This window comes from Arthrobacter sp. CC3 (genome assembly GCF_039907775.1).
Classification (GTDB): domain Bacteria; phylum Actinomycetota; class Actinomycetes; order Actinomycetales; family Micrococcaceae; genus Arthrobacter.
This window is the reverse complement of sequence record NZ_JARCCY010000015.1, coordinates 60676-86959: the sequence shown is the minus strand read 5'-3', so window position 1 is coordinate 86959 and position 26284 is coordinate 60676. Positions and strand designations below refer to the sequence as shown.

Below are 26284 nucleotides of genomic sequence, written 5' to 3'. Positions count from 1 at the left end.
TTTCGTGATCTGCTGCACCAACACTAAACGGAGGGGAACGGGATTGCTGTACGTTTCGTAAACGGGGTGACCAGGCCCGGTGGTTGGGCCTGTCGAAACCCGGGCTGGGCGTCGCGGAGCCTTACGCCTTGGCCTGTCGTCCCGGAAACGCGGTCCGAAGCTGTGCCCGGAACGTCAGCTCACTTCGCCGGCTGACCGCGATGACGGAGAGCAGGCCTGTCAGCAGCACCACCGCACCGCCGGCCGCCACTGACCATCGGGCGCCGAACTCGGTGCCGATCCACCCCATGAGCGGCGCACCGACGGCGGTGCCGCCCTGCAGGACGGCCAGGTAGAGGGCCAGCACGCGTCCACGGAACTGCGGTTCCACGGAGAGCTGGATGCTGGTGTTGCAGCTGTTCAGGAACGTGATGGAGGCCAGTCCCACCGGTATCAGCACTGCGGCGTAGAGCCAGAACGACGGCGACACGCTGCCGATCAGGGTGAAAAACCCGAGTCCCAGGGCGCCGCCGAGCATGAAGCGCAGCCGGGGGCCGGACCGGCGGGCGGCGAGCAGGGCTCCGGCCAGGGTTCCGACGGCCATGATGGAACCCAGCAGCCCGAATTCCCCCGGTCCCGCCCCGAACACCGCGGTGGACATCAGGGCGTTGGTGATGGGGAAATTCATGCCGAAGGCACCAAGGACCCCCACCATGACAAGGATCAGCACCAGGTCCGGCCGGCTCCGAACGTAGCGCAGGCCCTCGACAACCTGGTGCTTGCCGCGGACTGCCAGCGTGGTCGGGGCAAGCTCCGAGGTGCGGATCCGGAACAGCGAGATGATGACGGCGGCGAAGCTGGCCGCGTTGATGAGGAACACCGGGCCTGTTCCCACCCAGGCAATGAGGACGCCGGCGATGGCGGGACCGGTGAGGCGTGCCGTGTTGAAGGATGCGGAGTTCAACGCGACCGCGTTGGCCACCTTGTCCCGACCCACCAGTTCCGAGACGAACGACTGGCGGGCGGGTGCGTCAATGGCGCTGGCCAGTCCCAGGCACAGTGCCGCCAGGTAGGCGTGCCACAACTGGGCGGTGCCGGTGACCACCAGGAGTCCGATGGCCAGCCCGCAGAGACCCATCGCCAGCTGGGTCCACAGCAGGATCAGGCGTTTGCGGTGCCGGTCTGCGAGGACGCCGCCGTAGGGGCCAAGGAGCAGCATGGGCAGGAACTGCAGGCCGGTGGTGATGCCGACGGCCGTGCCGGAATGGTTGGTGAGGACAGTCAGTACCAGCCAGTCCTGCGCGATTCGCTGCATCCACGTGCCGACGTTGGAGACAAGCGCACCTCCCGCCCACAGCCGGTAGTTGGGGTTCTCCAGTGCCTGGAACATGGCGCTCATTTGGCGCTCAGCTGCTGCATGATGTGGGCTGCGCGGCTCAGGATACGGCGGTCCTCGTCGCTCAGGCCGGCCACACGCTGGGCCAGCCAGGCGGTCCGCTGCTCACGCGCCTCGGCCAGGATGGCCGCGCCGGCCGGGGTGATTCCCACCTGGACCTGGCGGCCGTCCAGCGGATGCGCGGTCCGGGTGACAAATCCTTGCTCAGTGAGGCCGTTGACGATCCGGGTCATGGACGGCGCCTGGACGTGCTCGCGTTCCGCCAGTTCACGGAGGGTCTGCGGGCCGCCGCCGTTCAGTTGGGCCAGGACCGTGTACTGCCCCGGCGTGATGACGTCGCCGGTGGCCTCGACGCGGAGCCTGCGGGAAGTGCGCATCACCGCCGTCCGTAGGTCGATGGCCAGAATATCGGGCTTGATGCTGTCCGTTGCCTCGCTGCCCGTGGGCTCCGTGTTCGTTGTCATCACTGTGTGGTGCGCCTCCCGAATTTACTTAGCACTGCTAATTAGCTCTGCTAACCATTATGCTCCCGGGGAGAGCCCGCGGCAAGCAGGCGCGATATAGGACACTGTGAAGCGGTGGTTGAGCCTGTCGAAGCCGCGACGGCGCCGGCTACTCCGCGCCTTTGAGCTTCCGCCAGCCACCGGCCCGGTTGTTGGAGATGATGGCCCGGAACATCTCGCCGAGTGCTTCCTCGTTCACGGATTCGCCTTCGTGGAAGGCAACGGTGCGGGCCGTCTTGTTGGTGTGCCCGGCGGTGATGATGCCGTGCGGATCGGGGACGATGCCGCCGTCGTACATAAAGACGTTGACATGGTCCTTCGCCGCAAGGAGGGCGCAGATGTTGCCGTCCAGGACGAAGTAGGGCTGGACCGTCCGCTTGATGGTTTCTTCAACGTCGGGATCTGAAGCGTGGACCAGGTCGCGGACCTGCCGGCAGATGGCTTGCTGCCAATCCGGGAGCGCGTCGATGTAGTGGTCCACGCGCGGGTCTTTGGTGTACTCCATCGCCGTGTTCGTGTCCTCAGCCGCTCGTGACCTGCCCGCGCAGGATCTGCTCGCGCAGGATGTCGGCGTGCCCGCAGTGCTGGGCGAGCTCCCGCAGCATGTGCAGGTACACCCAGCGCAGCGGCAGCGGGCCGCGGCGGTTGCCGCGGAGCACGTCGTCGAGCCCTATTGCTGACGTGGCGAGGCGGGAGGCCTCGCAGGCCTCGCGGTGGGCCTGCCGGACGGATGCGATGGTGTCCTGGTCGTCGAGGATGAACGACTCATCCGGGGTGGCCGGGATGCCGATTTCGGCACGGGACCGGCAAGTGATGGCTTCGTCGAACCAGACCTTTTCCACGAACGTGGCATGCTTCACCAGGCCCAGCAGGGTGGTCCGCGACGGCACCAGCGAGCGGCGCGCCTGTTCCTCGGTCAGTCCGTCCAGACAGGAGTTGAGCATGCTGCGGTGCTCATTGAGGAAGGCCTCGAACTGGATGCGGACGGGTTCATGGAGGACGTCTTCTGCAAACGTGGCGGGGAGGGGAGGCATGGGTGAAGTATTGCAAGGCCGCAGGTGCCGGGGCAACGGCTATGGAAAGGGCACTACTACGGGGCGGAGTTACTGGGTCAAGCTACTGGGCCGATCGCCGGTTGCGGGCCTGGCGCACCAGCTGGCTGAATGCGATCACGAACACTGCCTCGATCAGCACCATCAATGCGAGCAGCAGCCACTGTCCCTCGCTGACGAAAACAATGGCGCCGGTGAGAACCAGCACTGTGCCGAGGATCAGCGCGTACACGGCGAAGCCAATGGCCACCTTGGCGCTGCGCACGCCCGTGCGGAAGCCAAATCCCAGCGGCTGGCCTCCTGGTAATCCCTCGACACGGTCGGGGCCGGCGGGTGGCAGCCTGTCGAACTCCTCCCACGGGTCCCGTGCCTGATCCTGGTCCGTCATAACTTCATTATCCCGCGCATCCGGACCGCGCATCCGGTCTGCAGCCCGGACCTATCCTGCACCGCAGCTTCCGTGCGAGCATGGGCCTCACCGGCACTCCTTGAAGGGTCAAAAATGAAATCCAACGAACTGCTGCTGGACGCTTTCGGCCGGATCCGGGAGGCTGTGGCGGACACGCTTGAATGGGTGGACGAGGACGTTCTGGTGCGCCGGGCTTCGGGCACCGGAAACCCGATTGTGTGGCTGATCTGGCACCTTGGCCGGGTGGAGGATGCGCAGGTAGCCGCGGCGGCGGGCCTGGAACAGGTGTGGATTTCGCAGGGCTTCGTGGACCGCTTCAACCTGCCGCTCCGCGAGCGCGACACCGGCTACGGCCATTCCAGCGTGCAGGTCGATTCGGTGAAGGCCACGCCGGAACTGCTGCTGGAATACTACGACGCCGTCCACCGCCAGACCGCGGAGTTCCTGCAGACCCTCGGCGACGAGGACCTGGACCGCATCGTAGACACCCGCTGGGACCCGCCGGTCACCCTCGGGGTGCGGCTGGTCAGCACCATTGCCGACTGCCTCCAGCACGTCGGGCAGGCCGCGTACGCCAAAGGTTTGAAGCACTGAGGTTCATTGATGTGCCCGGACCTCGGTGCGAAGATGGGTGAAGCACTACCAAGCCAATGATGGCGCCACGGGGGATGACGCATGACCTCCCTTGGAGGATCGAAGATGCAGCCCCAAAAGATACGCCGCCTGCGCGTCGCGGACATCAATGTTGTGGACCACCCAACGCTGAAGAAGGCATTGGGCGGGACCATCGTCGGCAACACCATGGAATGGTACGACGTCGGTGTGTTCGGCTATCTGATCACCACCATGGGCCCGGTGTTCCTGCCCGAAGCGGACAAGGCGGTGCAGAACCTGTTCCTGCTGGGGACCTTCGGCGCCACCTTCATCGCCCGGCCCCTGGGCGGCATTTTCTTCGGCTGGCTGGGCGACAAGATCGGCCGGCAGAAGGTTCTGGCCATGACCCTGATGATGATGGCGGCGGCCACCTTCGTCGTCGGACTTCTGCCGGGCTACGCGGTGCTCGGCATCTGGGCCGCCGTCCTTCTGGTGGTCACCAAACTAGTGCAGGGGTTCTCCACCGGCGGCGAGTATTCGGGAGCCACCACGTTCGTTTGTGAACATTCCCCGGACAACCGCCGCGGCTTCTTCGTCAGCTTTTTGGACATGGGCAGCTACCTCGGCTTCGCGCTGGGCGCCGCACTGGTATCAGCGCTCCAGCTGATCCTCGGGCAGCCGCAGATGGAAGCCTGGGGTTGGCGCATCCCGTTCCTGATCGCAGGGCCGCTGGGCATCGTGGCCATCTACTTCCGCATGAAGATCGAGGAGTCGCCCGCCTTCAAAGCCACCCAGGAGGCGGAAGCCGTGGCCGCCAGTCACCACGAGACAGGTGACGAACTCCGCCCAGTCGGCCCGGTAGGGATCTTCAAGGATCACTGGCGCCGCATCGTGCTGGCCATGATCCTCGTGGCCGCCGGGAACACCGTGGGCTATGCGCTCACGTCCTACATGCCCACGTACCTCACCACCAACAAGGGCTACGACGAGATCCACGGCACGCTGCTGACCGTTCCGGTGTTGGTGGTCATGTCGCTCTGCATCCCGCTGACGGGCCGCCTCTCGGACAGGATTGGGCGCCGCCCGGTGCTGTGGATCGGGGCCGTCAGCACCGTGGTGCTGGCGCTTCCGGCGTTCCTGCTGATCTCGGTGGGCACCGTTCCCGCCACGCTCGCGGGCCTGGCCATGGTCGCATTTCCGGTGGCGTTCTTTGTTGCCATTCTGGCGTCGGCGTTGCCGGCACTGTTCCCCACAGCGCACCGATACTCCGCCATGGGCATCGCCTACAACTTCGCGGTGGCGATCTTCGGCGGCACCGCCCCGTTCATTATCGCGGCCCTCATCCAGGCGACCGGCAATGACCTGATGCCGGCGTTCTACCTGATGGCGACGTCGGCCATCGCGGCGGTCGCCATCTACTTCCTGCCGGAATCCGCCCGCCGGCACCTGCCCGGGTCGATGCCCAGCGTGGACTCGGACGAGGCAGCCCGCGAACTGGTGGCCACCCAGGATGAGAACCCGCTGCTGGACATGGACAGCCTGCCGTTCGACAGCAGCTACGAAGCTGCACGCGCGTCCCACTCCGGAAAGCCGGGCACGACGACGGGCGGTTGAGCGGACAATATGGCCAGGCGGGGACTTTCGACTCTTCCCCGCAGGGGCCGCGCAGGCAAGGTTGGGCCCATGCAGGAACCCGGCGCGGGACCTCATTCGCCGTGATTTCTTCGGCCGGGGCCACGGCCTGGGCGGCGGGACGAACCCGTTCGACGACCTGGACCGGTGTGACGCGATCCTCCTGGTCGGAGCGAACTCGACGGCCGCGCACCCGGACGTGGGCTCCCGCATCTTCCAGAGGGTCATGGACGGCGCCCGCCTGGTGGTGGTTGATCCCCGGCTCACCTCCCTGGCCCGGCACGCGGACGTCCACCTTCGGCCCCCGCAGGGAACCAACGTGGCTGTGTTCAACGGCCTGGCGCACGTCCTGGTCCGGGAGGGGCTGGTGGACGAGGCCTTCCTTACCGCGCACTCCAACGGCCACGGGGAGCTGCTCGGGCTGCTCGGGGACTACCCGCCGGAGCGCGTAGCCGGGATCTCCGGTGTCCCCGCAGAGGACCTGGTGCGGGCCGCCGCCGTGTACGGGCAGGCGCTGGCTCCGGCGATTTTCTACGGCCTCGGCGTGACCGAACACCGGCACAGCACGGACGCTGTCCAACTTGGCACTCCTGCGCGGCGCCGTCGGACCGGGCACCGGCGGAGGGGTGAACCCGCGCGGGCAGAACAACGTCCAGGGAGCCTCGGACATGGGGGCGCTGCCCGACCTGCTGCACGGTACCAGAAGGTCCTGGACCCTGCAGCGCGTGCCCGGTGCACCGAGGCCTGGCGGCCTGCCCGCTGGTGATCTGCAACGATTTGTTCCTCTCCGCGACGGCCGCAGCCGCGGACGTCGCCTTCCTGGTTGCCGTGTGGATCTGCCGACTCTCCCTGGAACGCCTCGTCTTTACGAGGGCGGCTTTGCTACGCCGGACGGCCTGGCGCATCTGGCTGCCAGGCCTTACCTTCCTCCCGGCGAGCAATGCGATCCGGAGTTCCCGTTCCTGCTGATCACAGGGCGCCGGGGGGAACACTACAACTCGGGAAGCATGACGCGCCGCACAGACAACCTGCGCCTGCTCGCCCGGGAAACTATCGACGTCGGACCCGGGGACGCTGCTGCACTGGGACTGCACGTTGGCGACGTCGTCCGGGTGGGCAGCCGGCACGGGACGGCGGTCCTGCAAGCCAGGATCACGGACGAGGTGGAACCGGGCCAGGTCTTCGCGGGCTTCCACTTCCCTGGTGCCGCGGTCAGCGGCCTCACCTCCCCGGTGGAGGATGAGGTCACAGGGTGCCCCGAATACAAGCTGACGGCGGTCCGTCTGTCCGGAGTCGGCTGACCGGAGTCCGCACGGCAGGAAGTCACCGGGCAGACGGCGTTCCCGCCGTCTGCCCGTCCGCCGGCGTCACCCGGATCCTCGCGATGCGGAGCCGGTCCATCGCCAGGACCGTCAGCACGTGGCCCGGCGCCTCCACTCGGTCCCCAACCCGCGGCAGCCGGCCCAGACGGTCGATCACAAACCCGGCCACTGTCTCATAGTGTCCGTCCGGGAGGGCGATGCCGCACGCCGTCTCGAACTCCTGGAGGATCAGGCCGCCGTCGACGTCGAGGGAACCGTCGGCCAGGGTGACGCGGTCCTCGTGGTCGGCGCCGGTATCGTACTCGTCGTAGATTTCACCCACCAGTTCCTCCACCAGGTCCTCCAGGGTGACGATGCCGTCCGTGCCGCCATACTCGTCCACCACCAGCGCTATGTGATGTCCTAGCCGGCGCATCCGGGACAGGGTGGGCAGCACCCTGTTCGTCCCGGGAAGCGGGTGGATCTCGCGGACAATGTCTTTCACCAGGCCTTGGTCAAAATCCCCGTCGCGAGGCATCGGGTCACGGATGTGGACGAAGCCGAGGACGTCGTCCGGGGTCCGGCCGATGACAGGAAACCGTGAAAACGGGCCGTCCCGCACCATGCTGCGTGCGTCCGCAATAGTCATGGTGCCTTCGATGAAGGTCACCTCGGTGCGGGGGCGCATGACCTCCTGCAGCGTGCGGTCCCCGGCGCCGAACACGTCGTTCAGGATGTTGCGGCTGTGTTCTTCCAGCATGTCGCTCTCCGCCACCATGTCCCAGAGTTCCTCGGAGCTGACGCTTTCCTGTTTGGCGTGGGGATCACCGCCCAACAGCCGCACCAGCGCATCGGTGGACACGGACAGCAGCCAGATCACCGGCCGCATGATCTGTGAGAGGACGATCAGCGGCGGGGCGAGGACCTTCGTGAAGCCGACGGCGCCCTGCATGGCCAGCCGCTTGGGCACCAGCTCACCCAGCACCAGCGACAGATAGGCCACCAGCAGCGTCATGCCGATAAGAGCCACCGGTTGGGCTGCTGCGCCGAACCCTGCGCCTTGCAGGTACCGTTCGACGTCGGGCGCAATGGTGGACGCGCCGTAGGCGGCGGAGAAGAAACCGGACAGGGTCACGCCGATCTGGACAGTGGACAGGAACCGGTTGGGGTTTCGGGCCAGCGCGGCGGTCCGGGCCCCGCCTTTCCCCGACTTTTCGATCTGGCGCACCTGGCTCTCGCGCAACGAAACGAGCGCCATCTCGGTGCCGGCAAAGACACCGCCCAGCAGCACAAAGAAGAGGACCAGCAGGAAATTGACCAACGTGACGCTGTCCATGACCCGACACTACCGAACGGCGCCTTTATCTGACTGCCCGGTCACGGCTCCAGCGTCAGGATCGTCCCGTCTGCCAGGGCCTTCCGGGACAGTGTTTTGTAGCCTTCCTGCTCGAACAGCACCGTGATGGTGTCCTCCTCGTGCCGCATCACCAGGCCCGGCCCCCATTCCTTATGTACAACTGAGGCCTGGAGCGGAAAAGGGTCACCACCCGCGGCGGCCGCGGCGGCGTCGTCGTAATCCTCCGCGTAGGCGGAGCCGTCGGTGCAGGTATCGCAGTTGCCGCAGGGTTCGGGGAGGTCCTCGCCGAAGTAGCCCAGCAGGAACTGGCGCCGGCAGGCGCCGGTCTCGGCGTAGCCGCGCATCATTTCGATGCGGGAGCGGTCCACCCGCTGGCGTGCTTCGGCATGTTCGACGGCGCGTTCCACCACCGCGGGCAGCTTGGCTCCCGCGTCCAGCCGGACGCCGCGCTTGCCGGTGCGGACGGCGCGGGTTTCCTGCAGCTGGTTCAGCAGTCCGGTGAGCCTGCGCGGGGAGAAGCCGGTCTGCTCGGCCAGGGCCTTCTGCTTCACCGGCCCGCCGGCGGCGCGCAGTGCCTGGAGGACGGCAAGGAGCGATTCCTCGTCCGGGGCATGGGTGCCGAAGAACTTGCGCAGTCCCAGGTCCTCGGAGCGGTAGTGGAGGACGGCGGCGGCGGGTTGCCCGTCCCGCCCGGAGCGGCCGATCTCCTGGTAGTAGCTGTCCAGCGAGTCGGGGATGTCCGCGTGGATGACGAAGCGGACGTTGGGTTTGTCGATGCCCATGCCGAAGGCCGTGGTGGCCACAACCACGTCGAGCTCGTCGTCGAGGAACTGCTGGTGGACGCGGTCCCGCTCGCCCTGTTTCCGGCCGGCGTGGTACGCCTCGGCGCGCAGGCCCAGGGCCGTGAGCTCGGCGGCGTAGGCCTCGGTGTCCTTCCGGGTGGCGGCATACAGCAGCCCGGGACCCTTGAGCTCCGCCACCTGCCGGGTTACGGCGCGGCGCTTGTCCTTGTCCTTGTGGTGGCGGACCACCTCCAGCCGGATGTTGGGCCGGTCGAAGCCGTGCACCAGGACCACCGGGTCCTTCATCCGCAGGCGCTGCTGGATTTCGTCGCGCACCGGTGGAGAGGCGGTGGCGGTGAGGGCGACGACGGGCGGGTTGCCCAGGTGCTCGCGGACCTCGCCGAGGCGCAGGTAGTCGGGGCGGAAGTCGTGGCCCCAGGAGGAGACGCAGTGAGCTTCGTCCACCACGAGCAGCGGGATGTCCAGGGCCGCGAGCCGTTCGACTGTTTCGGTCTTGGCGAGCTGTTCGGGGGCGAGGAAGACGAAGACGGCGTCGCCGTTTTCGGCGGCTTCCCATGCGGCGTTGTTTTCGGCATCGCTGTGGCCGGAGTTGATGGCGACGGCGGCCTGCCCGCCGAGGGTCTCGACGAGCCCGTCCAGCTGGTCCTCCTGCAGGGCGATCAGCGGGGAAACCACGACGGCGGGACCCCGCCTTGGGCTGTTCCGGTGCAGTTGGAGCGCGGCCACCTGGTAGATGGCCGACTTGCCGTAGCCGGTGGGCATCACGGCGAGGACGTCCCCGCCGGCGACGAGGGCGCGCATTCCGGCCAGCTGGCCGGCGCGGAGGCACGGGAGTCCGAAGGTGTCTGCCGCGAGCCGGCGGAGGCCGGCGTCGGGATCCGGGGTGGTGCCAGTGCTGGAAACTGTTTCGGTGCCCGGGACAGTCCCGGTGGGGACTGCGGGGGCGGGGGCCTTGGCCATGACGGCAGCTCCGTGGGGTGCGATCCGGCGGCCGGGCGTCTTCAGCCGAGGGTGCCAGCATAACGCGGCGGGCCTCAGATGCGCCGAGCTTGGTAGGCGGAGTACCGGACACCGTCCTGTGGCTTGTACCTCAAGACCCTGAAAAGAAGCTGGGAATTCTCTAGACATTGGATAAACACAGGTTTAGGCTGAGCGCCATTGGGGGGGCCCAATATTAACTCAGCTGGAGGCGAAGCATGCCACGACGCAGCAGATTGGTCTTTTTTTCAGCATTTAGTACTTTGGCGCTATCAGCATTAGGGCTGACAGGCGCGACAGCGCACCCGGACGGCCAGCACGGTATGGACGACGGGCATCTCCTCGGGAACGGGGCTTCCGGAAAAATTGAACTCGTGGATGTCGTCGACCTGACAGACACTCCCGATTTGATCGCAGACGTCAGCGTCTCTCCGGACGGCAATACCGCCTTTCTCGCCAACTGGGGCGAGCCCGACTGTGCAGGACCCGAAACGGGCGGGCAAACCAGCCCGGATGCCGGCGTCTACATAGTTGACATCACCAGCGTGGACCAGGCCGCGCCCGCAGGCGGATCGGAACCAAAACAGGTCGGATTCATTCCGTCGCACCAGGACACGCGCCCGGGTGAGGGCCTGCAGGTGGTGAAAGTCACCACCTCAAACTTCAGCGGTGATGTCCTGGTGGTAAACAACGAATCATGCGGTAAGAACGGCAAAGGCGGGGTTTCCCTCTATGACGTTACCGACCCGCTGAATCCTAAGAAACTGTCCGAGAATTTCGGCGATCACGAGCCGCGCAGCAGTGATTCCAACGAGATCCACAGCGCCTTTGCCTGGGACGCGGGCGACAACGCCTACGTAGTGGTCGCTGACAACGAAGAGTCCACGGACGTGGACATTCTGGACATCACCAACCCGCACCGGCCACGTCTAATCGCGGAATACGACCTCAACGACTTCGACGTGCAGCAGCCCGAACTGGGACTTACCGATTCTTTCCTGCATGACATGGTGGTAAAAGAAATCAACGGTCAGTTCATCATGCTGCTCTCGTACTGGGACGGTGGCTACGTTCTCCTGAACGTCGATGATCCGGCGAATGCCGTGTTCGTTGGCGACTCGGAGTTCGCCGCCGTTGACCCCGAGCTGCTTGAATCCCTGGGAGTGTCCCTCACTCCTGAGGGCAACGCGCATCAGGCCGAGTTTACGGCCGACAACCGGTTCATCATCAGCACGGACGAGGACTTCGCCCCATACCGCACCGACGATTTCACTATCACCAGCGGCGCCCATCAGGGCGCCTACCCCTCGGTGGTCGTTTCCGGCGGTCAGCCCCCGGCCATTCTGGAGGACCTGACCCTGAACGGCCCCGTGGCGTACGGGGGCTACGGCTGCCCGGACTCTACAGCCATTCCCACTCCAGCGAGCATCCCGGGGTACATGGAATCCCTGCAACCCGGTGAGGAAGCCACCCTCGTGCTCCAAAGAGGTCCCGTCGGTGACCCCAGTGCCACGGAAGCAGCCTGCTTCCCCGGCGAGAAGGCACATGAGGCAGCGCTTGCGGGCTGGGACGCCGTGCTCTTCGTGAACCATCACAGCGGCGAGGCCGTGCCTGGTGAGCCGTTCTGCGGTTCAGGCGCCTTCGTTGACGAGATCGTCGCGGTCTGCACCACGCATGCGGCCTTCCACCGGCTGTTCGAGCTGGCACCCCTGGATGCGCCATGGACCTACCCTGAAAACCTGGCTATCGGAACCATCGGCGCGGACATTGAAGTGGGCTCGGTCTTTGACGGCTGGGGCTACGTCCACCTTCTGGACGCCAACACGCTGGAGGAATTGGACACCTATGCGATTCCGGAAGCCCATGATCCCGCATTCGCCTTTGGCTTCGGGGACCTGAGCGTCCACGAGGTAGCCGTGGACCCCCAGGACCCATCCCTGGCGTACCTGTCGTACTACTCCGGTGGCCTCCGGGCGGTCCAGATCCAGTGCAGCAACCCTGCTGATACCGCCACCTGTGAACTGATGGAAGTCGGCGGATACCTCGACCCGGAAGGAAATGACTTCTGGGGTGTGGAAACGTTCGTCGGTGAGGACGGCATGACCTATGTCCTCGCAAGCGACAGGGATAGCGGCCTCTGGATCTTTAGGGATCCGTAACGGGGAACTACGAATAGCAGCGAAGGGAAGGAGGCGGCTTGCCGCCTCCCTCCCTTATTTTGGCGTGATGCGGGGTCTGAAGCCTTAGGTCTGCAGCGCGTACGCCGTCGGCAACTTCAAGCCGCGCTGCTCCACGAGGGTGCGCAGGCGGGTGGGGTAGTCGGTGATGCTTTGGCCAGGGAACCGCTGTGGATGTCATTGTCGATTCCGCCGAGGTTGGGGCCGGCACCCGGCTGGCCCACCTCAAGTTGGCTGGACGGTTAACAAGCGCGTGATGATCTGTAGCGGCACGTGGGCCGGATCATGAAGCCCGGGATCAGCAGTGTGACAGGCAATCTCAAGGCCGGATCAAGACTTAATCAACGTTATGTGAGGATCGGCGCAGATTCCGTTTTCAAGGCGTGGAGGGAAATACGCTTCTGATCAGCAACATTTCGGCTTTAGAAAAAAGGCCCGGCCATCGCCGGGCCTTTGTTTATGGGGGCAACATTGTCGAATTACCAGACCCTTTTCGGTCCGTCACCTACCAGCACGGGCCCCGGCCCGAGGCCGCCGCGCAAGCCGCGGGTTTCAACTTTCATAGTGGGCGGCTTCACGGCCCTGTTTATGCTCATCGGGTGGTTCAGCAGCGGGCTTGGCGGCGCTCTGATCTTCCTGGCCATCTCTGCCGGCCTTACCGGCCTCTACGTCCTGGCGACCGGCCGCCGTTCCTGGGCGTGGCTGCCCGCCAAGCGGAAGGCGGGCGCCGTTGCGCTTGCCGTTTCCTTTGCCCTCTTTATCGCGGGTGGCTCAGTGGTGCCGCGGACGGATGACGGGAACGTCCAGGCCGCATCGTCGGAGAGCACAGCATCGTCAGCCACAGCGGCGGCGAGCCCGACGGCGAAAGCCACGGTGACGCCGTCGTCCGCTCCCACCGTCCAGGAGACGGGCGCCCCGCTGGATCCCGAAAGCCCGTACCTGTTGGCGCAGGGCGCCAGCGTGGCGGCGCCAAAGACGCAGCCTGCGTTTGCCACCAAGGCGATCGACCTGCTGGCCACCCTGCCGATCAAGGGCAGGGCGCCGAAGACGGGCTATGACCGCGCCCTGTTCGGGCAGGCTTGGGCGGACGTTGACCGCAACGGCTGCGACACCCGCAATGACATCCTCAAGCGCGACCTGACGGGCATCACGTACACCAACAGCGTGCCCTGCAAGGTGCAGTCCGGGACACTGGCGGACCCGTACACGGGCACGAGCATCAAGTTCCTGCGGGGGAGTGCCACCAGCAGTGCCGTCCAGATCGACCATGTTGTGGCCCTGAGCGACGCCTGGCAGAAGGGCGCTCAGCAGCTGACCACCGAACAGCGGACAGCCTTCGCCAACGATCCGCTGAACCTTCAGGCGACGGACGGCCCCACGAACATCAAAAAGGGCGACGGCGACGCCGCCACCTGGCTGCCGCCGAACAAGGCCTTCCGCTGCGAGTACGTCGCCCGGCAGATTTCGGTGAAGGCCACCTACAGCCTGTGGGTCACGCAGGCGGAGCACGATGCGATGGCCAGGATCCTGGCCGACTGCTCGGGCCAGCTCGCGCCGACCAACGAGAAGGCGCCGGTGGCCGCAGCCCCGGCACCTGCTCCGGCAGCCGTGGCCCCCGCCCCGTTTGTGGCGGTGCCTGCCCCGGCAGCACCCGCTCCGGCCGCTGCTGTGCCGGCTCCTGTTGCTCCCGCTCCTGTTGTTCCGGTCCCGGTTCCTGTCGCACCGGCCCCGGCTGCCGCGTACTACGCCAACTGCGCGGCGGCGAAGGCCGCAGGTGCCGCGCCGCTGTACGCCGGCTCAGCGGGTTACCGCCCTGCGCTGGACCGCGACCGCGACGGCATCGCCTGCGAAAGCTAGACCGTCCACATCACTTCACAGTTTCAAACATTCCAAGGGGGAAAAATGAAGAAGACACTGGCACTTGTTGTGCTGACCGGGCTCATGCTGACCGGATGCGGTGGCAAGCAGGCGGCATCGTCCGCGACCGCGGTTGCAGAAGTCTCAGACGCTGTCACGGTTCCAAGCGTGATGGGCCTGACCCTGGATAAAGCCACGGATCAACTGGAAGACCTCGGGCTCAAGGTCAAGGCGGAGGACACCGTCGACGGCAAAATGATCATGTCCAAGAAGAACTGGCAGGTGACGTCCCAGGACCCAACGGAGGGCACGAAGGTGGCGAAGGACTCCACCGTGCACCTCGGCGTCAAGAACCTCGAAAAGGAGGCGGCGGAAAAGGCTGCCGCGGACAAGGCGGCTGCTGAGAAGGCTGCGGCGGAAAAAGCTGCAACGGACAAGGTTGCGGCTGACAAGGCTGCGGCGGACAAGGCGGCTGCAGATGCGGCCGCGGCCGCCGCGGCGGCCGCGAAGTTGGCGGCCGAACAGGCGGCGGCGAAGCAGGCGGCCCCGCAGCCGCCGGCACCGGCGCCGGTTGCTCCCGCTGCGCCCGCGCCTGCGCCGGTCGCCCCGGTGCCGGGCACCGCCTACTACGCCAGCTGCGCCGACGCGAAGGCAGCAGGGGCCGCGCCGATATACGCCGGTCAGCCCGGCTACCGTGCCGGTCTTGACCGCGATAACGACGGCACGGCCTGCGATAAATAATCGGCGCTTTCCGGAGCAGCTGTTCTGCCGTGGTTACTTCCTTCTCTGAAAGGTAACCACGGCAGCCGGCTTTAAGGACAAGGACTCTTTTTCGGACAGGTGAACTAGTGCACTGTCTCCCTCTGCCGTGGCTCTGGTTCGCGCTCCTGAGGACTTAGTATCGAGTCGGATTTGAGCGCAAGCAGCCCTGAAAGCAGTGCCGCGACCAAGATTGACGCAAACGCCAAGGACGACGAAACACCCATGAGGTACGTGGCAGCCGTGAGGCTGAGGGGGCTGGAAACCGTTTCAAGAAACTGGACGGCCGTCATGGTCTTACCGAGATCAGTGGAAGCAATCTGTTGGTGGATAAGGGACGTGCGCCCCACAGTCCAGGCAATCCCTCCGGTGCAAACGATAAAGAGAGCACTGGCCACAGCGATCCACGAAGGGACGAAGAAGAGCAACGAGCCCCCAGCCATGAGCCACGAGGAACGCTGCATGAGAATGTTTGGACGCCAGCTTGAAAACAGCCCGGACAGGATTGATCCGCAAAACAGGCCGGCGGCCGCGGCTGCACCCACAATCCCCACTTCGGTAGTTGAGCCGCCCAGGCCAGCGGAGGTTTGGAAGATAGCCAGGGTTGAGAGAGGCGCGGACAGAAACCCGATCAGGATGACTGTCCCGGCGAAACGCCACCAGCCGTGCAATTGAGAGAGTCTCCTGTACCCTGCGGAAAGCTCTTGAATAAAGCCTGGCCGATCGGGCGCGCTGCCTGGACGGTCCGGCCACGGCAGGAAGTTCATGATCAACGCGATGACGGTGAAAGAGACAGCGTCCACGGCCAGCAACCACCAGGGACCCCAGACAGCACTCAAAGCTCCGCCGATGGCCGGCCCCACGATGGAAGCCGATGTCCATGCCGTAGAGACTGATGCATTGAACTTTGCTGTGCCGTCGCCATACATTTTCGGGATGGCAACGAAGGTTGCGGTTCTGGCGAACATGTCGAGGCTGCCGCGCAGGAAGGCGCCGAGTACAAGAACCCAGAATGGCGTGTGCCACGGCCCGATAAGGAGTGCCATAGCTGCAACCACCAGCGCCTGACCCCAATATCCAATGTGGGTCATGGTGCGCGGCGACATACGGTCGGCCAGTCCTCCGATGAGCACTCCGGGAAAGGCCTTTGGCAGCTGGGATGCGACGGCAACGATGGACATCTGAGCAAGGCTGCCGCTCGTTTGAAGCACGATGAGCGGCAGGGCGATGTTGTACGCGCCGCCGCCAAGCGAATTAACCCACATTCCCGTCAGGTGCAGACGCCGCTGCCATGGCTTTGCTGGAGACAATTTACTTTCCTTGGTACGCGTGGAGGATGGTGGCAAGATCGGACTGCTTTTCTACTGAGGTCAGTAGCCATTGCATGGCGGGAGCCTGCCAAAAGCTGATGTTCCAGGTACGGGCAACCATCACGTGGAAGAGGGTGGTGCAGCATGGGACCAGGATCCGCCATCTTCCGGGAAGAACGAGGGCGAGAGGCAGGGCGAGTAATTCGAGGAAGGGAATTGCCCGGGTAATGATTCGAACGGGCCGGGCAAATCTCTCCTGGGCAAAGGGATGGCTGTCAGATGCCCCTAAATGCGAGTGGTAGATGTGATTGGCATCCCCGCGTCGGACCCAGGCGTCGAAGCCGTGGATCAGTTTGGACAGGCCAGCTTGGGTGTAAGGCAGATACAGAGCTACACGTGACACTGAGAGCGGCAAATTTGCGAGCCGCGGGTCGGTCTTCGCGGAGTGGGGCCACTGGCTTACGGCAAGGACCGCCTCGATAAACGTGTCATAGGGCCATCGGCCCGGAAGGGACCGGGCATCTGCGGCACGAGTTCCAAGAAAGACCCCCAGGGCTGCCCGCCGGAGCCAGGAAGGGTGCTTTGAATCGGAACTCGTGAACACCTCGCTCGCCGCTGCTGCCAGTAGCAAGCCGGCTGCAATGCCTTGAGCCCCCGGGATGTTGGGGAAAGTGGAATCGCGACCCGAAGTCGCGGCCGGAGGATCGAGGGCAGCCTTGTAGTCGCGCATGGCAGCTGGGCCTGGTCGTAACGTGACTGCCACTGCGGCGACGATCCACAATGCGGCAGTGCGTGCCTGCCGCAAACTTGCTGGCTTACTGCGCATCTGATGGAACATAGGTATACACGACTTCCCTTTCCTGGGGCATTCCCCGCACGGTGGTCTCTACCCAGATTTCCATCCTGGATAGGGGGACGTTGGGTAGATTTGCGGGCGCTCTAACCTCGTCAAATGACCTCCACCGATCCCTGCGCAGTCTGCGGAGAATCCTTTGGCACAGGACTTGTTTCGGATGGTCCTCGTCGCCCATGAAAACGTCTGCAAACACTGCCCCGGCCCGGAAGAACTGGGTCGGTATGCAGTTTGCGGGCCCGCAGGCTACTACCGTTCCGTCTGAAAGGTGGAACTCGACGGCGAAACGGGAGAGGCGGTCGCCGAACTTCGCATTGAACATATTGTTGGATGCAATGGGCCAGAAGTTCCTGTTGGCAACGGTCGACACCAGTGAAGCGACCGTAAACGCCCCGGCCAGTGCGACCAGTGCCTTGCTGCTGTTGACGTCAGGTGCACGCAGCACAGTGGATATTCCTGGCGAAGTCTTCAAATTCCGACGACAGTTCCAGTGAGTCAAAGACCAGTCTCCGACCATCCAGCTGCGTCGAGCCGGTAAGCAGATAGCGGAACACTTCCATGGCGGCAATCGACGCCACGATGGAATTGAGCGGGCCGAAGCTGGGCGCCTGGTAGGCCGAGTTGAAATTTGTCGTAGTGAGGGACGCCGTGGAGTTCGTACGTCCGTCGTTATCCGTTGCCGCGCACAGCAGACATGGAGTTTCGCCCGGCCTGACGACCGGGCCCACCACTCCACGCGTGTCCTGGTAACCGGCACAGGTAAACGGAGTTCCGGAAATAATGGACGCTTCGTTGGACCACTCGAGCACTTCCTGGGGAGTATCGGCGGATACAACTACGAAGTCTGAATCGTGAAAGATCGGCAGGAGGTCCTCGACGCCTGAGATCATTGACGGGACTTCGATCGTGTTGACTTCGGGCGCTCGAAGCGAAAGATTCTTTGCAGCCGCTTCGATCTTCGATTTGCCGACGTCCTGGGCGGTGAAGAGATACTGCCGGGTGAGGTTGCTTTTCTCGACGGAATCTCCGTCCACCAGCACGATGGAACCGACCCCGGCCGTTGCGAGCTGCATGGCCACGTTGGTTCCGATGCCGCCGACGCCGATGAGCGCTACCGTTCGTGTGCGGAGCAAGTCACTGGCTCCCGGGCCTGTGCCGTGAGCCAGCGCGAAGTACAGATCATGGCGGCTGTATTGCCCTGAAAGGTCAATCCTGTAGGGCACCAAAATTTCGGCGTCGATGAGTTCCTCGATGACTTGCCCGGAGCTTTCGCCAAGCAGTAGTTGGGCCTCATTGCCCAGTTCATCGAGTGTGCGCGGTTGCGATGCAAATCCAAGCAATTCCGCCAGCCCGTCTGGTGCGTCTTCAATTTCGATCGCATTGGGTGGTGCCAATCCGATGTGCACGGAGGTGTCACTTGTGACGACGGGAAGCGACTGCTTGAGGGAGTAGGTCGTGGCTGCCAATACTTGCCTCCAATTAGGAGTGGGGACCACGCAATGCGTGGTCCCCACTAATTTTTCTTGGTTCAGTTGAACACGAAGTTCAGCTTGGAACGGCGCTTGGTCAGTCGCTTGAGCTTCAGCATGGGTCACTCCTCTAGGTTTATCAATTTGTTGGACGGATTGAATCTACGACATCTGTCACAGATTTGACAAGGCTCTTGACTAGAAATTCTTTGAATACCGAATCGTGTTACAAACGTAGGTTGGAACGCGTATAGAGTCGTGTGCATGTTTGAACTTGTTGTCCCGGATACATCCTTCTACCCGTCGTTTGCCGAGTCTCACCGTGAGTGGGGCGGCGCTCACCAGGACGGTGCCGGCCTGTTGCCAGACGACGACGTCACCAGCCCGGAGGGATTCGCCGAGTGGGTCCAAAGACTTTCGCGTGCTGAACGGGCTGCCGAGGCGGGCGGCATTGTTCCTTGCACCTATCGCTGGATCACGGAGGGCTCGCGGTACGTGGGGGCGATTGCCTTCCGCCACTACCTCACCCCGGCCCTCCTGAACTCGGGCGGGCATATCGGATACGGGGTCCGGCCGTCCGATCGAGGGCGCGGGGCGGCGTCGTGGGCTCTGCACGAAGTGTGTGCCAGTTTGGCTGCGCAGGTAGAGCCTGATCGCGTTCTTCTGACCTGCGATGATGCAAATGCAGCGTCAGTCAGGACTATCGAGCGTTGTGGAGGCCTGCTCGAGGACGTGAGGATGGGCGGGAACGGGCGGCCATTTAGGCGCTACTGGATTGATGTGGCGCGGTCCTAAGTCAGACGGGGCTGGTGCGACTTCAAGCTAAAGCATCCGCGCCAAGAACGCCCCACGGTCCTGCGGGTGAAGAGGCAGCCCCGCCGGAGCGGCCGCCCAAGCCTTGCCTGCGAAGGGATCGTATACGCCGGTCCCCCTTCCCACGGGATGTGGAACCGGGGAGAGTCCACCAGAAACAGCCCGCCGCCGATGATGATAACGGCCGCATCCATCAGAGCAAGTGAGAGTTCAACATCAACTTACGGCGGGGATGCTTCATCCGTTCGACGCATATTTTGTTTTTTCTCTAGATTATCGATTCTAACTAAGATACTGTTTTCTTAGTCACAGATCCGTGCGCAGCGGGATCTGATAGAGCCGTGCAACGAAGAGGAGACAAGGATGTCTTGGGGATTGATCAGCGCCATGGGCCACGTAAGTATTCAAACGACGGACATTGCCAGCTCGGTATTTGACGCAACTCAAATCCTGGGACTCCGCGAAACGGAGCGCACGTCCGACGCCGTGTACCTTGCCGCCGGGAATGTCCATCATGAACTCGTCTACGTCGAGTCGGATGTCAATGGCGTGGATGGATTCGGCCTTGTCGCCGCCAATGGCGACGCACTGCGCGAGATTCGTCGGCGGGTGGACAGCGAGAACTTCACGATCGTCAGCAACAAGCCCCGCGGTGCTGGTATCGAGGACGGTTTCTCCTTCATCGGGCCCGAGGGCTTCGTGTTTGAAATCTATGTCGGCATGCAGGAGGACATCGCCCTCCAGCAGTCCTTCGGCCCCGATCGGTACGGCCACTTCAACTTCCATCCCCGGGACGTGGGCGGCATGATGCGGTTCCTGCGCCGGGTCTTGGATTTCCGCCTCTCGGACGTCATTGGTGACGATTTTGCCTATTTCATGCGCTGCAACCCTGACCACCACGGCATCGCCCTGGTTCGAGGTGAAGGAACCCTGCATCATCACGCCTGGCAGACGCAAAGCATTGCCGACCTCGGCAAGCTTGGTGACAGGCTGAACAAGCTGGGCCGGGACCTCATCTGGGGCCCGGTCCGTCACGGGGCCGGCCACAACATCGCCGCCTACTACGTGGAACACTCTGGTGCCGTCGTCGAGCTCTACACGGATCTGGAGCAAATCTACGACGACGCCCGTCCGCCCGTGGTGTGGGGCGAGGACGAGAATTGGTACAACATGTGGGGCCAGTACCGGCCGTTGGACTTCCGCAAGTTCGGGCTGGCGCCAGTTGACCGCCGGTCCCTCAGCAGCATCCACCGCTGACCCCTACGGGCCCTCTGCGCCCATCGGGCGCTCCGTTGGGCGCAAAATAAAACACTTTCACCGAAGTTATGCGTAATCGACTCGCCTTCTCCTGTGATCCGCGTCATGCTTGAACGTACGGATAAGGGGCTTGCTTCGGAACGTGACCAACATTGGCGTCGGCCACCGAACTCTCACAGCTTGAAAAGAGACCATGTTGAACCCGAAAACAGCCCAGAGCAATCAGGGGCCGGTGAACCTCCCCGCGGGCAGAAGGCGGCCCGCGGCTGACTCGCTGAACACCAAGGACATGCGCCGGATCCTCGGCTCCAGCCTTATTGGCAGCATCATCGAGTACTACGACTTCATTCTGTATGCCACGGCAGCGTCGCTGGTATTTGACCGCGTCTTCTTTGCCAACTTGGGTCCCGGCCTTTCCCTGTTCGCTTCGTTTGCGACGCTGGCAGCGGGCTACGTGGCGCGGCCGCTGGGCGGCATCATCTTCGGCCACTTCGGCGACCGCCTGGGCCGGAAGCAGATGCTGGTGCTGTCCATGCTCATGATGGGTGGCGCCACCGTCCTGATCGGGCTCCTGCCCACCACGGACCAGATAGGTGTTGCAGCGCCGGTGGTGCTGGTACTCCTGCGCGTCATCCAGGGCATTTCCGTCGGAGGGGAATGGGGTGGCGCCACGTTGATGGCCTTGGAGCACGCCCCCGCGAAAAAACGCGGACTCGCCGCGGCGTTCGCCAATGCGGGCGGTCCGGCCGGCGGGCTGCTGGCCACCCTTGCAGTCTCCGCCGTTTCCGCCCTGACCGGGGACCAATTCCTGGTCTGGGGCTGGCGGATACCCTTCCTGCTTAGCGCCCTGCTAATCCTCATCGGCATGATTATCCGGTTGAGGGTGGCAGAGACTCCCGTCTTCCAGGCGCTCGACGCCGAAGCTGCCAAAATCAAGCACCCGCCTTTGCTGGAGGTGCTTCGCCATCATCCGCGCCTCGTCGTGGTCACCCTTGTGGCCACACTCGGGTTCTATGCCTGCCAGGGCCTGCTGACGGTGTGGGGTGTTTCGATGGCGGTGGCAAGCGGCGTGGACCGCTCCGGCGTCCTGAATTGGAAGGGCGTAGCCGCCGTCGTGACCGTGGCGGTCTGCTTCTATTCAGCACGCCTCAGCGACCGGATCGGCCGGCGTGCGGTCCTTACCGGCGCCGGCGTGGCGGCCATCCTCCTCGCCTTCCCCCTCATCATGCTGCTGACAAACGGAACCCTCTGGGGCTTTGCGGTGGCAGTGGTGATCGGCAACGGACTGGTCCAAGGGGCCCTCGCAGGACCTATCGGCGCGTTTATCTCCGAGCAGTTCCCCACTGGCGTCCGCTACACGGGAGCATCCCTGTCCTATCAGGGAGCCTCGATGATCGGCGCCGGCTTTACTCCGATGATTGCCACGGGCCTGGTGCTGGCAGCCGGCGGCGGAATATGGCTGGTGGCGGCGTTCTGGATCGTCATCCTGGGGGCGGGCCTCGCGGCAGTGCGCCTGACGCGTGAGGGCTCGCGCCTCAAGCTCGACGCTGTCTAGCCCGACGCCGTCTAGCCTCCTTCTCCGAAAACCCCGGCTGGCAGATAGTGCCAGCCGGGGTTTCCCTCTAGTTCCAATTGTCAATTTTATTGAACTCATTAGTCGGAAACTTCTCATTTACGCAACATGTTCTGACTGCCATGATGGAGGCAGCGAGGCGCCCGGACAGGCGCGCACATCACGAAAGGAACCAGGCAATGAAGCCTAAGAATCACATGGTGCTCACCACCTTCATGCTGCCCGCGGGCTACCACAAGGACAGCTGGAGGATGGAAGGAAGCCGGGCCGAGGAACTGGGCAACCTTGATTTCGTGGCAGATCTGACCGCGATGGCCGAGGCCGCCAAGCTCGACGCCGTCTTCTTCGGGGACATCGTCCACGCCAACACGGTGATGCGGGGCGACATCAAGATGAACGGGTTCTACGAACCCATGACCGTGCTGGCGGCGCTCGCTGCCAGGACCAAGAACATCGGCCTGATCGGGACCATGTCCACTTCATTCTCCGAGCCGTACAACCTGGCCCGGCAGCTGTGCGGACTGGACCACATGTCCAACGGCAGGGCCGGCTGGAACATCGTCACGTCGTCGGACGGCTTCAGCAACTACGGTGTGGAGGACGTTCCCGATCCCGCCGTGCGGTACCGGCGGGCCACCGAGTTCGTTGACGTGGTGCAGCGACTCTGGGACAGCTGGTCCGATGACGCCATCATCGTGGACCGGGCCTCCGGCGAGTACGTGGACCGCAGCAAGCTCAAGGCCATCCGGCACAAGGGCGAGTTCTTTGAAGTCGAGGGCCCCATCAACATGCCGCGGTCGCCGCAGGGCCGGCCCGTCCTGGTCCAAGCGGGATCTTCGGGCCCCGGAATGGACCTGGGTTCCTCGGTGGCCGACGGGATTTACACCGCGCAGCCGTTCAAGGAGCCCTCCATCGAGTTCTACACCAAGTTCAAGAACATGGTGGCCGAGAAGGGCCGGAACCCCGACGACGTCAAGATCATCCCCGGCATCCTGCCGATTCTTGGCGACACCGAGAAGGAAGCACAGGAGCTCGCCAACGAGTTGGCCGGTTACGTACATCTCGGCAACGGCCTCAAGCAGGTGGGCGCCGACCTCAAGATGGACCTTTCCGAGCTGGAGTTCGATGAAAAGATCCCGGCGGAGTGGTTCTCGGACGACCCCAGGCTGGGCAGCCGCTACCAGATCTACCGCAAGAAGAGCGTGGATATGGGGATGACGCTGCGGGAGCTGATCGTTGACCTGGCGCGTTCCACCGGACACCAGTGGATGGCCGGCACCCCCTCTCGGGTGGCTGACCGCATGGTGGACTGGTTCGAGTCGAAGGCCTGCGACGGCTTCAATCTCAACGCGCCCTTCAACCCGGGCGGCTTCAAGCTCATTTGCGACAAGCTGGTCCCGGAGCTCCAGGACCGCGGCTACTTCCGGTCCGAGTATGAGGGCACCACCCTGCGTGACAACCTTGGACTCTCGCGCCCGTCAGCCTAGGCCCGCTCAGTCCGTCGATTGTCGGCTTAAAGCTGCCCGGCTTCGAAGCCGGGCGTGCCGAACCGTTCGACGGCGACATCCACCCACGCCTGGGCACGGGCATTCAACCGCATGCTGCGCGTCCAGGCCAGTGAAACGGTGGCCGGGGTGCGGGTGTGTACGCGGGGCTCCGCAACCCGTTTGAGGACAACCTTCAGTTCCTCATAGGGCGCATCCAGCATGGGCTGCTGGAACAACACGGCGACGCCTCGGCCGCCCGCCACCAGGGACCGCACCGTGGCGTAGCTGCGTGAGCGGTGCCGGATGTCCGGAGTAAGTCCGGCGTCGCGGTACATGTCCAGAATGCGCGTGGAAATGGGTGGAGCGTCAAAAAAGATGAGCGGACTGGCAGCCACGTCCCGGAGGGAGACCGCTTCTGACTCGCGCAGGGGGTGGTCTTCCGGGAGCAGGATGTAGGGCTCCACGGAGAGCAGCGGCGCCGTCTTCAGGGCAGGGGAAATGTCCATGTCGTACACGAAGGCGGCGTCGATGGAGCCGTTGAGCAGGCGGTCTTGGAGATCCTCGTGGTACCCCTCGATGAAGTCCACCTCCACATGCGGGCATTGATCCGCAAAGTCCGCCAGCATCGGAGGAATGATGGTGGGCGCCAGCGGCATGAAGCAGCCGACGGTTAGCGGTCCCCGGATATCCGCCCTGTCCCTTTTGGACAGCGACGCGATCTCATCGGCGAGGTCCAGCAGTTGGCGCGCCTGGCGGAACACCACGAGGCCCGTCGACGTCAGGGTGAGCCCCTTCGACTTGCGCTTGATGCACAGCTGCGCGCCCACGATCCGCTCGAGTTCGGCGATGGACATGGAAATTGCCGACGGCGCCATGTGCAGCCGGCGTGCCGCCTCGCTCATGGTTCCGGTCTCGGCCGCCACCACAAAGTGGAGTACCTGGCGCAGGGTGATCGAGGGATTTAGGCTGATATTCACATTGTCAATTCTACTGATAACCATGAGCAGAAACAGGTCATTTACTTGATCAATACAGCTTGTCATGATGAAACAAACGGTGCCGACGTCGGCGCCACAGTTATTGCCGCCGCGGCGGCGGCACACCTTCCCGAAAGTGACGTGACGTAATGGACGCACAAGCCAGATTCCTTGACCAAGCGGAAGCCATTGTCGGCGCCGACAATGTTGTCCGCGCTACGCCGCAAGAGGGCTACATCGATCCGTACCCGCTGAACCCCGGACGGGCGAAATGGCCCGGCGTCCGTCCCGTCAGCGTGGAAGAGGTCCAGGCAATTGTGCGGCTCGCCAACGAGACCGGGGTTCCGCTGTGGTCCTTCTCCAGAGGCAAGAACCTTGGTTACGGGGGGCCGGAACCCCGCACCCGGGGCATGGTGGCGCTGGACCTCAGCCGCCTCAACAAGGTCATCGAGGTGAACGACCACCTCAACTACGCCGTCATCGAGCCCGGAGTCAGCTTCTTCGACCTTTTCGAACACATTCAGGAACAGGGCCTGAAGCTGTGGATGTCCGTTCCCGCCCTCGGCTGGGGTTCCATCCTCGGTAATGCGCTGGACCGCGGCTACGGCATGACGCCCATGGGGGACCATGTGCAGTCCATATGCGGCATGGAGGTAATCCTTCCGGACGGTGAGCTGGTGCGGACCGGAATGTGGGCCATGGAGGGCACGGAACTGGGGCCCATCTTCAAGGGCGGCTTCGGCCCCACCCTTGACGGCATCTTCACCCAGTCCAACCTCGGCATCGTCACCAAGATCGGCCTTTGGCTGATGCCCTGGCCCGACGTGTACTTCAACGGTGACGTTGTGGTGGAGCGCGAGGAGGACATGCCCAAGCTCGTGGATATCCTGACCCAGCTCCGGCGCGAGGAGGTCATCCAGAACAACGCCCTCTGCGGCAACGTGGTGCGGGCTGCCACCATGAACGGGCCGCGCTCCCGCTGGTACGAGGGGGAGGGGTCCATCCCGGACGAGCGCCTCGAAGAAATGCGTCAGGAGATGGGCATCGGCCAGTGGAACGCCAAGTTCGCCATCTACGGCGACAAGGGCCTTGCCGAACGCAGGCTGGAAATCATCAGGGAACGTTTCGCCGGACTTGATGGTTTCACCGTCAAGGCTCGTATGTACGAGGGTGCCGAAGGCATGCAGGTGGCGTACGAGGATATTGCCGACATTGACCGCACGCAAATGGCCGGAGTGCCTACGCTTAAGCCGCTGTCCACGGTGGCGTGGGCGGCGGAGAACGGCGGCCACATTGACGCGGCGCCCATCATTCCCGCGCGCGGGGAGGAAGTGTGGGCGTTCTACCGGGAAGCCAAGGAGCTGTACCGCCAGTACGGCTTTGACCTGTACATCGGCTACCACCTCTACGCACGCCACATGGTGCACGTGACCATGATCTTCTTCGAAAACGACAACCAGGAGCAGCTGGCGCGCGCGCGGGCGCTCTATTCTGCGTTGCTCGCGGCTGCCCGCAGCCATGGATACGCTCCCTACCGCAGTCATGTGGATTACATGGACGTCATCGCCGACGGTTTCGACTACAACAACAACGCCGTCCGCCGGCTCCAGGAGAAACTGAAGGACGCTTTGGATCCCAACGGCATCCTGTCGCCCGGAAAGCAGGGGGTCTGGCCACGGCGGTACCGGGAGGTGGGGGCGGAGGCGCCCGTCGGCGTGGCGGAGTCGGTGGTCCCGCGGTAGGGGGCT

The 26284-nt window shown here is 64.1% G+C and carries 24 protein-coding genes; 12 read left to right on the top strand and 12 right to left on the bottom strand.

Going from position 1 to position 26284, the window contains the following annotated elements; all coding sequences use genetic code 11:
• Positions 1 to 121: 121 nt before the first annotated feature.
• From PV761_RS11215 to PV761_RS11195, 5 genes are all read right to left on the bottom strand, one after another.
• Positions 122 to 1378, bottom strand: coding sequence for an MFS transporter (locus tag PV761_RS11215; protein ID WP_347896750.1), 1257 nt, complete (start codon positions 1376 to 1378; stop codon positions 122 to 124).
• The gene (locus PV761_RS11210; protein ID WP_347896748.1) at positions 1375 to 1839 is read right to left on the bottom strand and encodes a MarR family transcriptional regulator; all 465 of its coding nucleotides are present in this window, start codon (positions 1837 to 1839) and stop codon (positions 1375 to 1377) included. The genes PV761_RS11215 and PV761_RS11210 overlap by 4 nt, the downstream gene beginning before the upstream one ends.
• 148 nt (positions 1840 to 1987) lie before the next feature.
• Positions 1988 to 2383: a DUF1801 domain-containing protein gene (locus PV761_RS11205; RefSeq protein ID WP_347896746.1), complete on the bottom strand. Its 396-nt coding sequence runs from the start codon at positions 2381 to 2383 to the stop codon at positions 1988 to 1990.
• 16 nt (positions 2384 to 2399) lie between these two features.
• Entirely contained in the window at positions 2400 to 2912 is a 513-nt protein-coding gene (locus tag PV761_RS11200) for a DinB family protein (RefSeq protein WP_347896744.1), read from the bottom strand.
• An 82-nt stretch (positions 2913 to 2994) separates the two neighbouring features.
• The gene (locus PV761_RS11195; protein WP_347896742.1) at positions 2995 to 3318 is read right to left on the bottom strand and encodes a hypothetical protein; all 324 of its coding nucleotides are present in this window, start codon (positions 3316 to 3318) and stop codon (positions 2995 to 2997) included.
• 114 nt (positions 3319 to 3432) lie between these two features.
• Between PV761_RS11195 and PV761_RS11190 the strand changes: the two genes are divergently transcribed.
• The 4 genes from PV761_RS11190 (at position 3433) to PV761_RS11175 (ending at position 6866) form a co-directional block, all read left to right on the top strand.
• Positions 3433 to 3933, top strand: a complete 501-nt coding sequence (locus tag PV761_RS11190; protein WP_347896740.1) for a DUF664 domain-containing protein — start codon at positions 3433 to 3435, stop codon at positions 3931 to 3933.
• An 81-nt stretch (positions 3934 to 4014) separates the two neighbouring features.
• Complete coding sequence (locus tag PV761_RS11185) at positions 4015 to 5547, top strand: MFS transporter (RefSeq protein ID WP_347896738.1); 1533 nt, start codon at positions 4015 to 4017, stop codon at positions 5545 to 5547.
• Positions 5548 to 5608: 61 nt separating this feature from the next.
• Positions 5609 to 6331: a molybdopterin-dependent oxidoreductase gene (locus PV761_RS11180; RefSeq protein WP_347896736.1), complete on the top strand. Its 723-nt coding sequence runs from the start codon at positions 5609 to 5611 to the stop codon at positions 6329 to 6331.
• A 241-nt stretch (positions 6332 to 6572) separates the two neighbouring features.
• Positions 6573 to 6866, top strand: coding sequence for a molybdopterin dinucleotide binding domain-containing protein (locus PV761_RS11175; protein WP_347896734.1), 294 nt, complete (start codon positions 6573 to 6575; stop codon positions 6864 to 6866).
• A 22-nt stretch (positions 6867 to 6888) separates the two neighbouring features.
• Here the strand turns inward: PV761_RS11175 and PV761_RS11170 are convergent, their stop codons facing one another.
• Both PV761_RS11170 and PV761_RS11165 read right to left on the bottom strand, forming a co-directional pair.
• Positions 6889 to 8202, bottom strand: a complete 1314-nt coding sequence (locus tag PV761_RS11170; protein ID WP_347896732.1) for a hemolysin family protein — start codon at positions 8200 to 8202, stop codon at positions 6889 to 6891.
• A 41-nt stretch (positions 8203 to 8243) separates the two neighbouring features.
• A complete protein-coding gene (locus tag PV761_RS11165; protein WP_347896730.1) occupies positions 8244 to 9986 on the bottom strand; it encodes an ATP-dependent DNA helicase RecQ in 1743 nt (580 codons plus the stop codon).
• Positions 9987 to 10378: 392 nt separating this feature from the next.
• On the opposite strand from PV761_RS11165, the gene PV761_RS11160 reads away from it, so the two are divergent.
• The 3 genes from PV761_RS11160 (at position 10379) to PV761_RS11150 (ending at position 14779) form a co-directional block, all read left to right on the top strand.
• Positions 10379 to 12163: a hypothetical protein gene (locus PV761_RS11160; protein ID WP_347896728.1), complete on the top strand. Its 1785-nt coding sequence runs from the start codon at positions 10379 to 10381 to the stop codon at positions 12161 to 12163.
• A 582-nt stretch (positions 12164 to 12745) separates the two neighbouring features.
• Positions 12746 to 14038 (top strand): DUF1524 domain-containing protein, encoded by a 1293-nt coding sequence (locus tag PV761_RS11155; RefSeq protein ID WP_347896726.1) that lies wholly within the window; start codon positions 12746 to 12748, stop codon positions 14036 to 14038.
• Positions 14039 to 14083: 45 nt separating this feature from the next.
• The gene (locus PV761_RS11150; RefSeq protein WP_347896724.1) at positions 14084 to 14779 is read left to right on the top strand and encodes an excalibur calcium-binding domain-containing protein; all 696 of its coding nucleotides are present in this window, start codon (positions 14084 to 14086) and stop codon (positions 14777 to 14779) included.
• 104 nt (positions 14780 to 14883) lie between these two features.
• On the opposite strand, the gene PV761_RS11145 is transcribed toward PV761_RS11150, so the two are convergent.
• From PV761_RS11145 to PV761_RS11130, 4 genes are all read right to left on the bottom strand, one after another.
• Positions 14884 to 16107: an MFS transporter gene (locus PV761_RS11145; protein WP_028272020.1), complete on the bottom strand. Its 1224-nt coding sequence runs from the start codon at positions 16105 to 16107 to the stop codon at positions 14884 to 14886.
• A 1-nt stretch (position 16108) separates the two neighbouring features.
• Positions 16109 to 16837 carry a hypothetical protein gene (locus PV761_RS11140; protein WP_347896722.1) on the bottom strand — a complete coding sequence of 243 codons (729 nt, stop codon included), beginning with the start codon at positions 16835 to 16837 and terminating at the stop codon, positions 16109 to 16111.
• 85 nt (positions 16838 to 16922) lie between these two features.
• A complete protein-coding gene (locus PV761_RS11135) occupies positions 16923 to 17405 on the bottom strand; it encodes a hypothetical protein (RefSeq protein WP_028272022.1) in 483 nt (160 codons plus the stop codon).
• On the bottom strand, positions 17389 to 18426 hold the full coding sequence (locus PV761_RS11130; RefSeq protein WP_347896719.1) for a TOMM precursor leader peptide-binding protein: 1038 nt from the start codon (positions 18424 to 18426) through the stop codon (positions 17389 to 17391). The genes PV761_RS11135 and PV761_RS11130 overlap by 17 nt, the downstream gene beginning before the upstream one ends.
• A gap of 267 nt (positions 18427 to 18693) precedes the next feature.
• Between PV761_RS11130 and PV761_RS11125 the strand changes: the two genes are divergently transcribed.
• From PV761_RS11125 to PV761_RS11110, 4 genes are all read left to right on the top strand, one after another.
• Positions 18694 to 19224 carry a GNAT family N-acetyltransferase gene (locus PV761_RS11125; protein ID WP_347896717.1) on the top strand — a complete coding sequence of 177 codons (531 nt, stop codon included), beginning with the start codon at positions 18694 to 18696 and terminating at the stop codon, positions 19222 to 19224.
• Positions 19225 to 19605: 381 nt separating this feature from the next.
• Positions 19606 to 20499 carry a VOC family protein gene (locus PV761_RS11120; RefSeq protein WP_347896715.1) on the top strand — a complete coding sequence of 298 codons (894 nt, stop codon included), beginning with the start codon at positions 19606 to 19608 and terminating at the stop codon, positions 20497 to 20499.
• A gap of 193 nt (positions 20500 to 20692) precedes the next feature.
• On the top strand, positions 20693 to 22054 hold the full coding sequence (locus tag PV761_RS11115) for an MFS transporter (RefSeq protein ID WP_347896713.1): 1362 nt from the start codon (positions 20693 to 20695) through the stop codon (positions 22052 to 22054).
• Between the two features lie 197 nt (positions 22055 to 22251).
• Positions 22252 to 23559, top strand: coding sequence for an LLM class flavin-dependent oxidoreductase (locus PV761_RS11110; RefSeq protein ID WP_347896711.1), 1308 nt, complete (start codon positions 22252 to 22254; stop codon positions 23557 to 23559).
• Positions 23560 to 23585: 26 nt separating this feature from the next.
• On the opposite strand, the gene PV761_RS11105 is transcribed toward PV761_RS11110, so the two are convergent.
• Complete coding sequence (locus PV761_RS11105) at positions 23586 to 24536, bottom strand: LysR family transcriptional regulator (RefSeq protein ID WP_347896709.1); 951 nt, start codon at positions 24534 to 24536, stop codon at positions 23586 to 23588.
• A 149-nt stretch (positions 24537 to 24685) separates the two neighbouring features.
• Here PV761_RS11105 and PV761_RS11100 point away from each other — a divergent pair, with 149 nt between their 5' ends.
• The gene (locus tag PV761_RS11100) at positions 24686 to 26278 is read left to right on the top strand and encodes an FAD-binding oxidoreductase (protein ID WP_347896707.1); all 1593 of its coding nucleotides are present in this window, start codon (positions 24686 to 24688) and stop codon (positions 26276 to 26278) included.
• Positions 26279 to 26284: the final 6 nt, after the last annotated feature.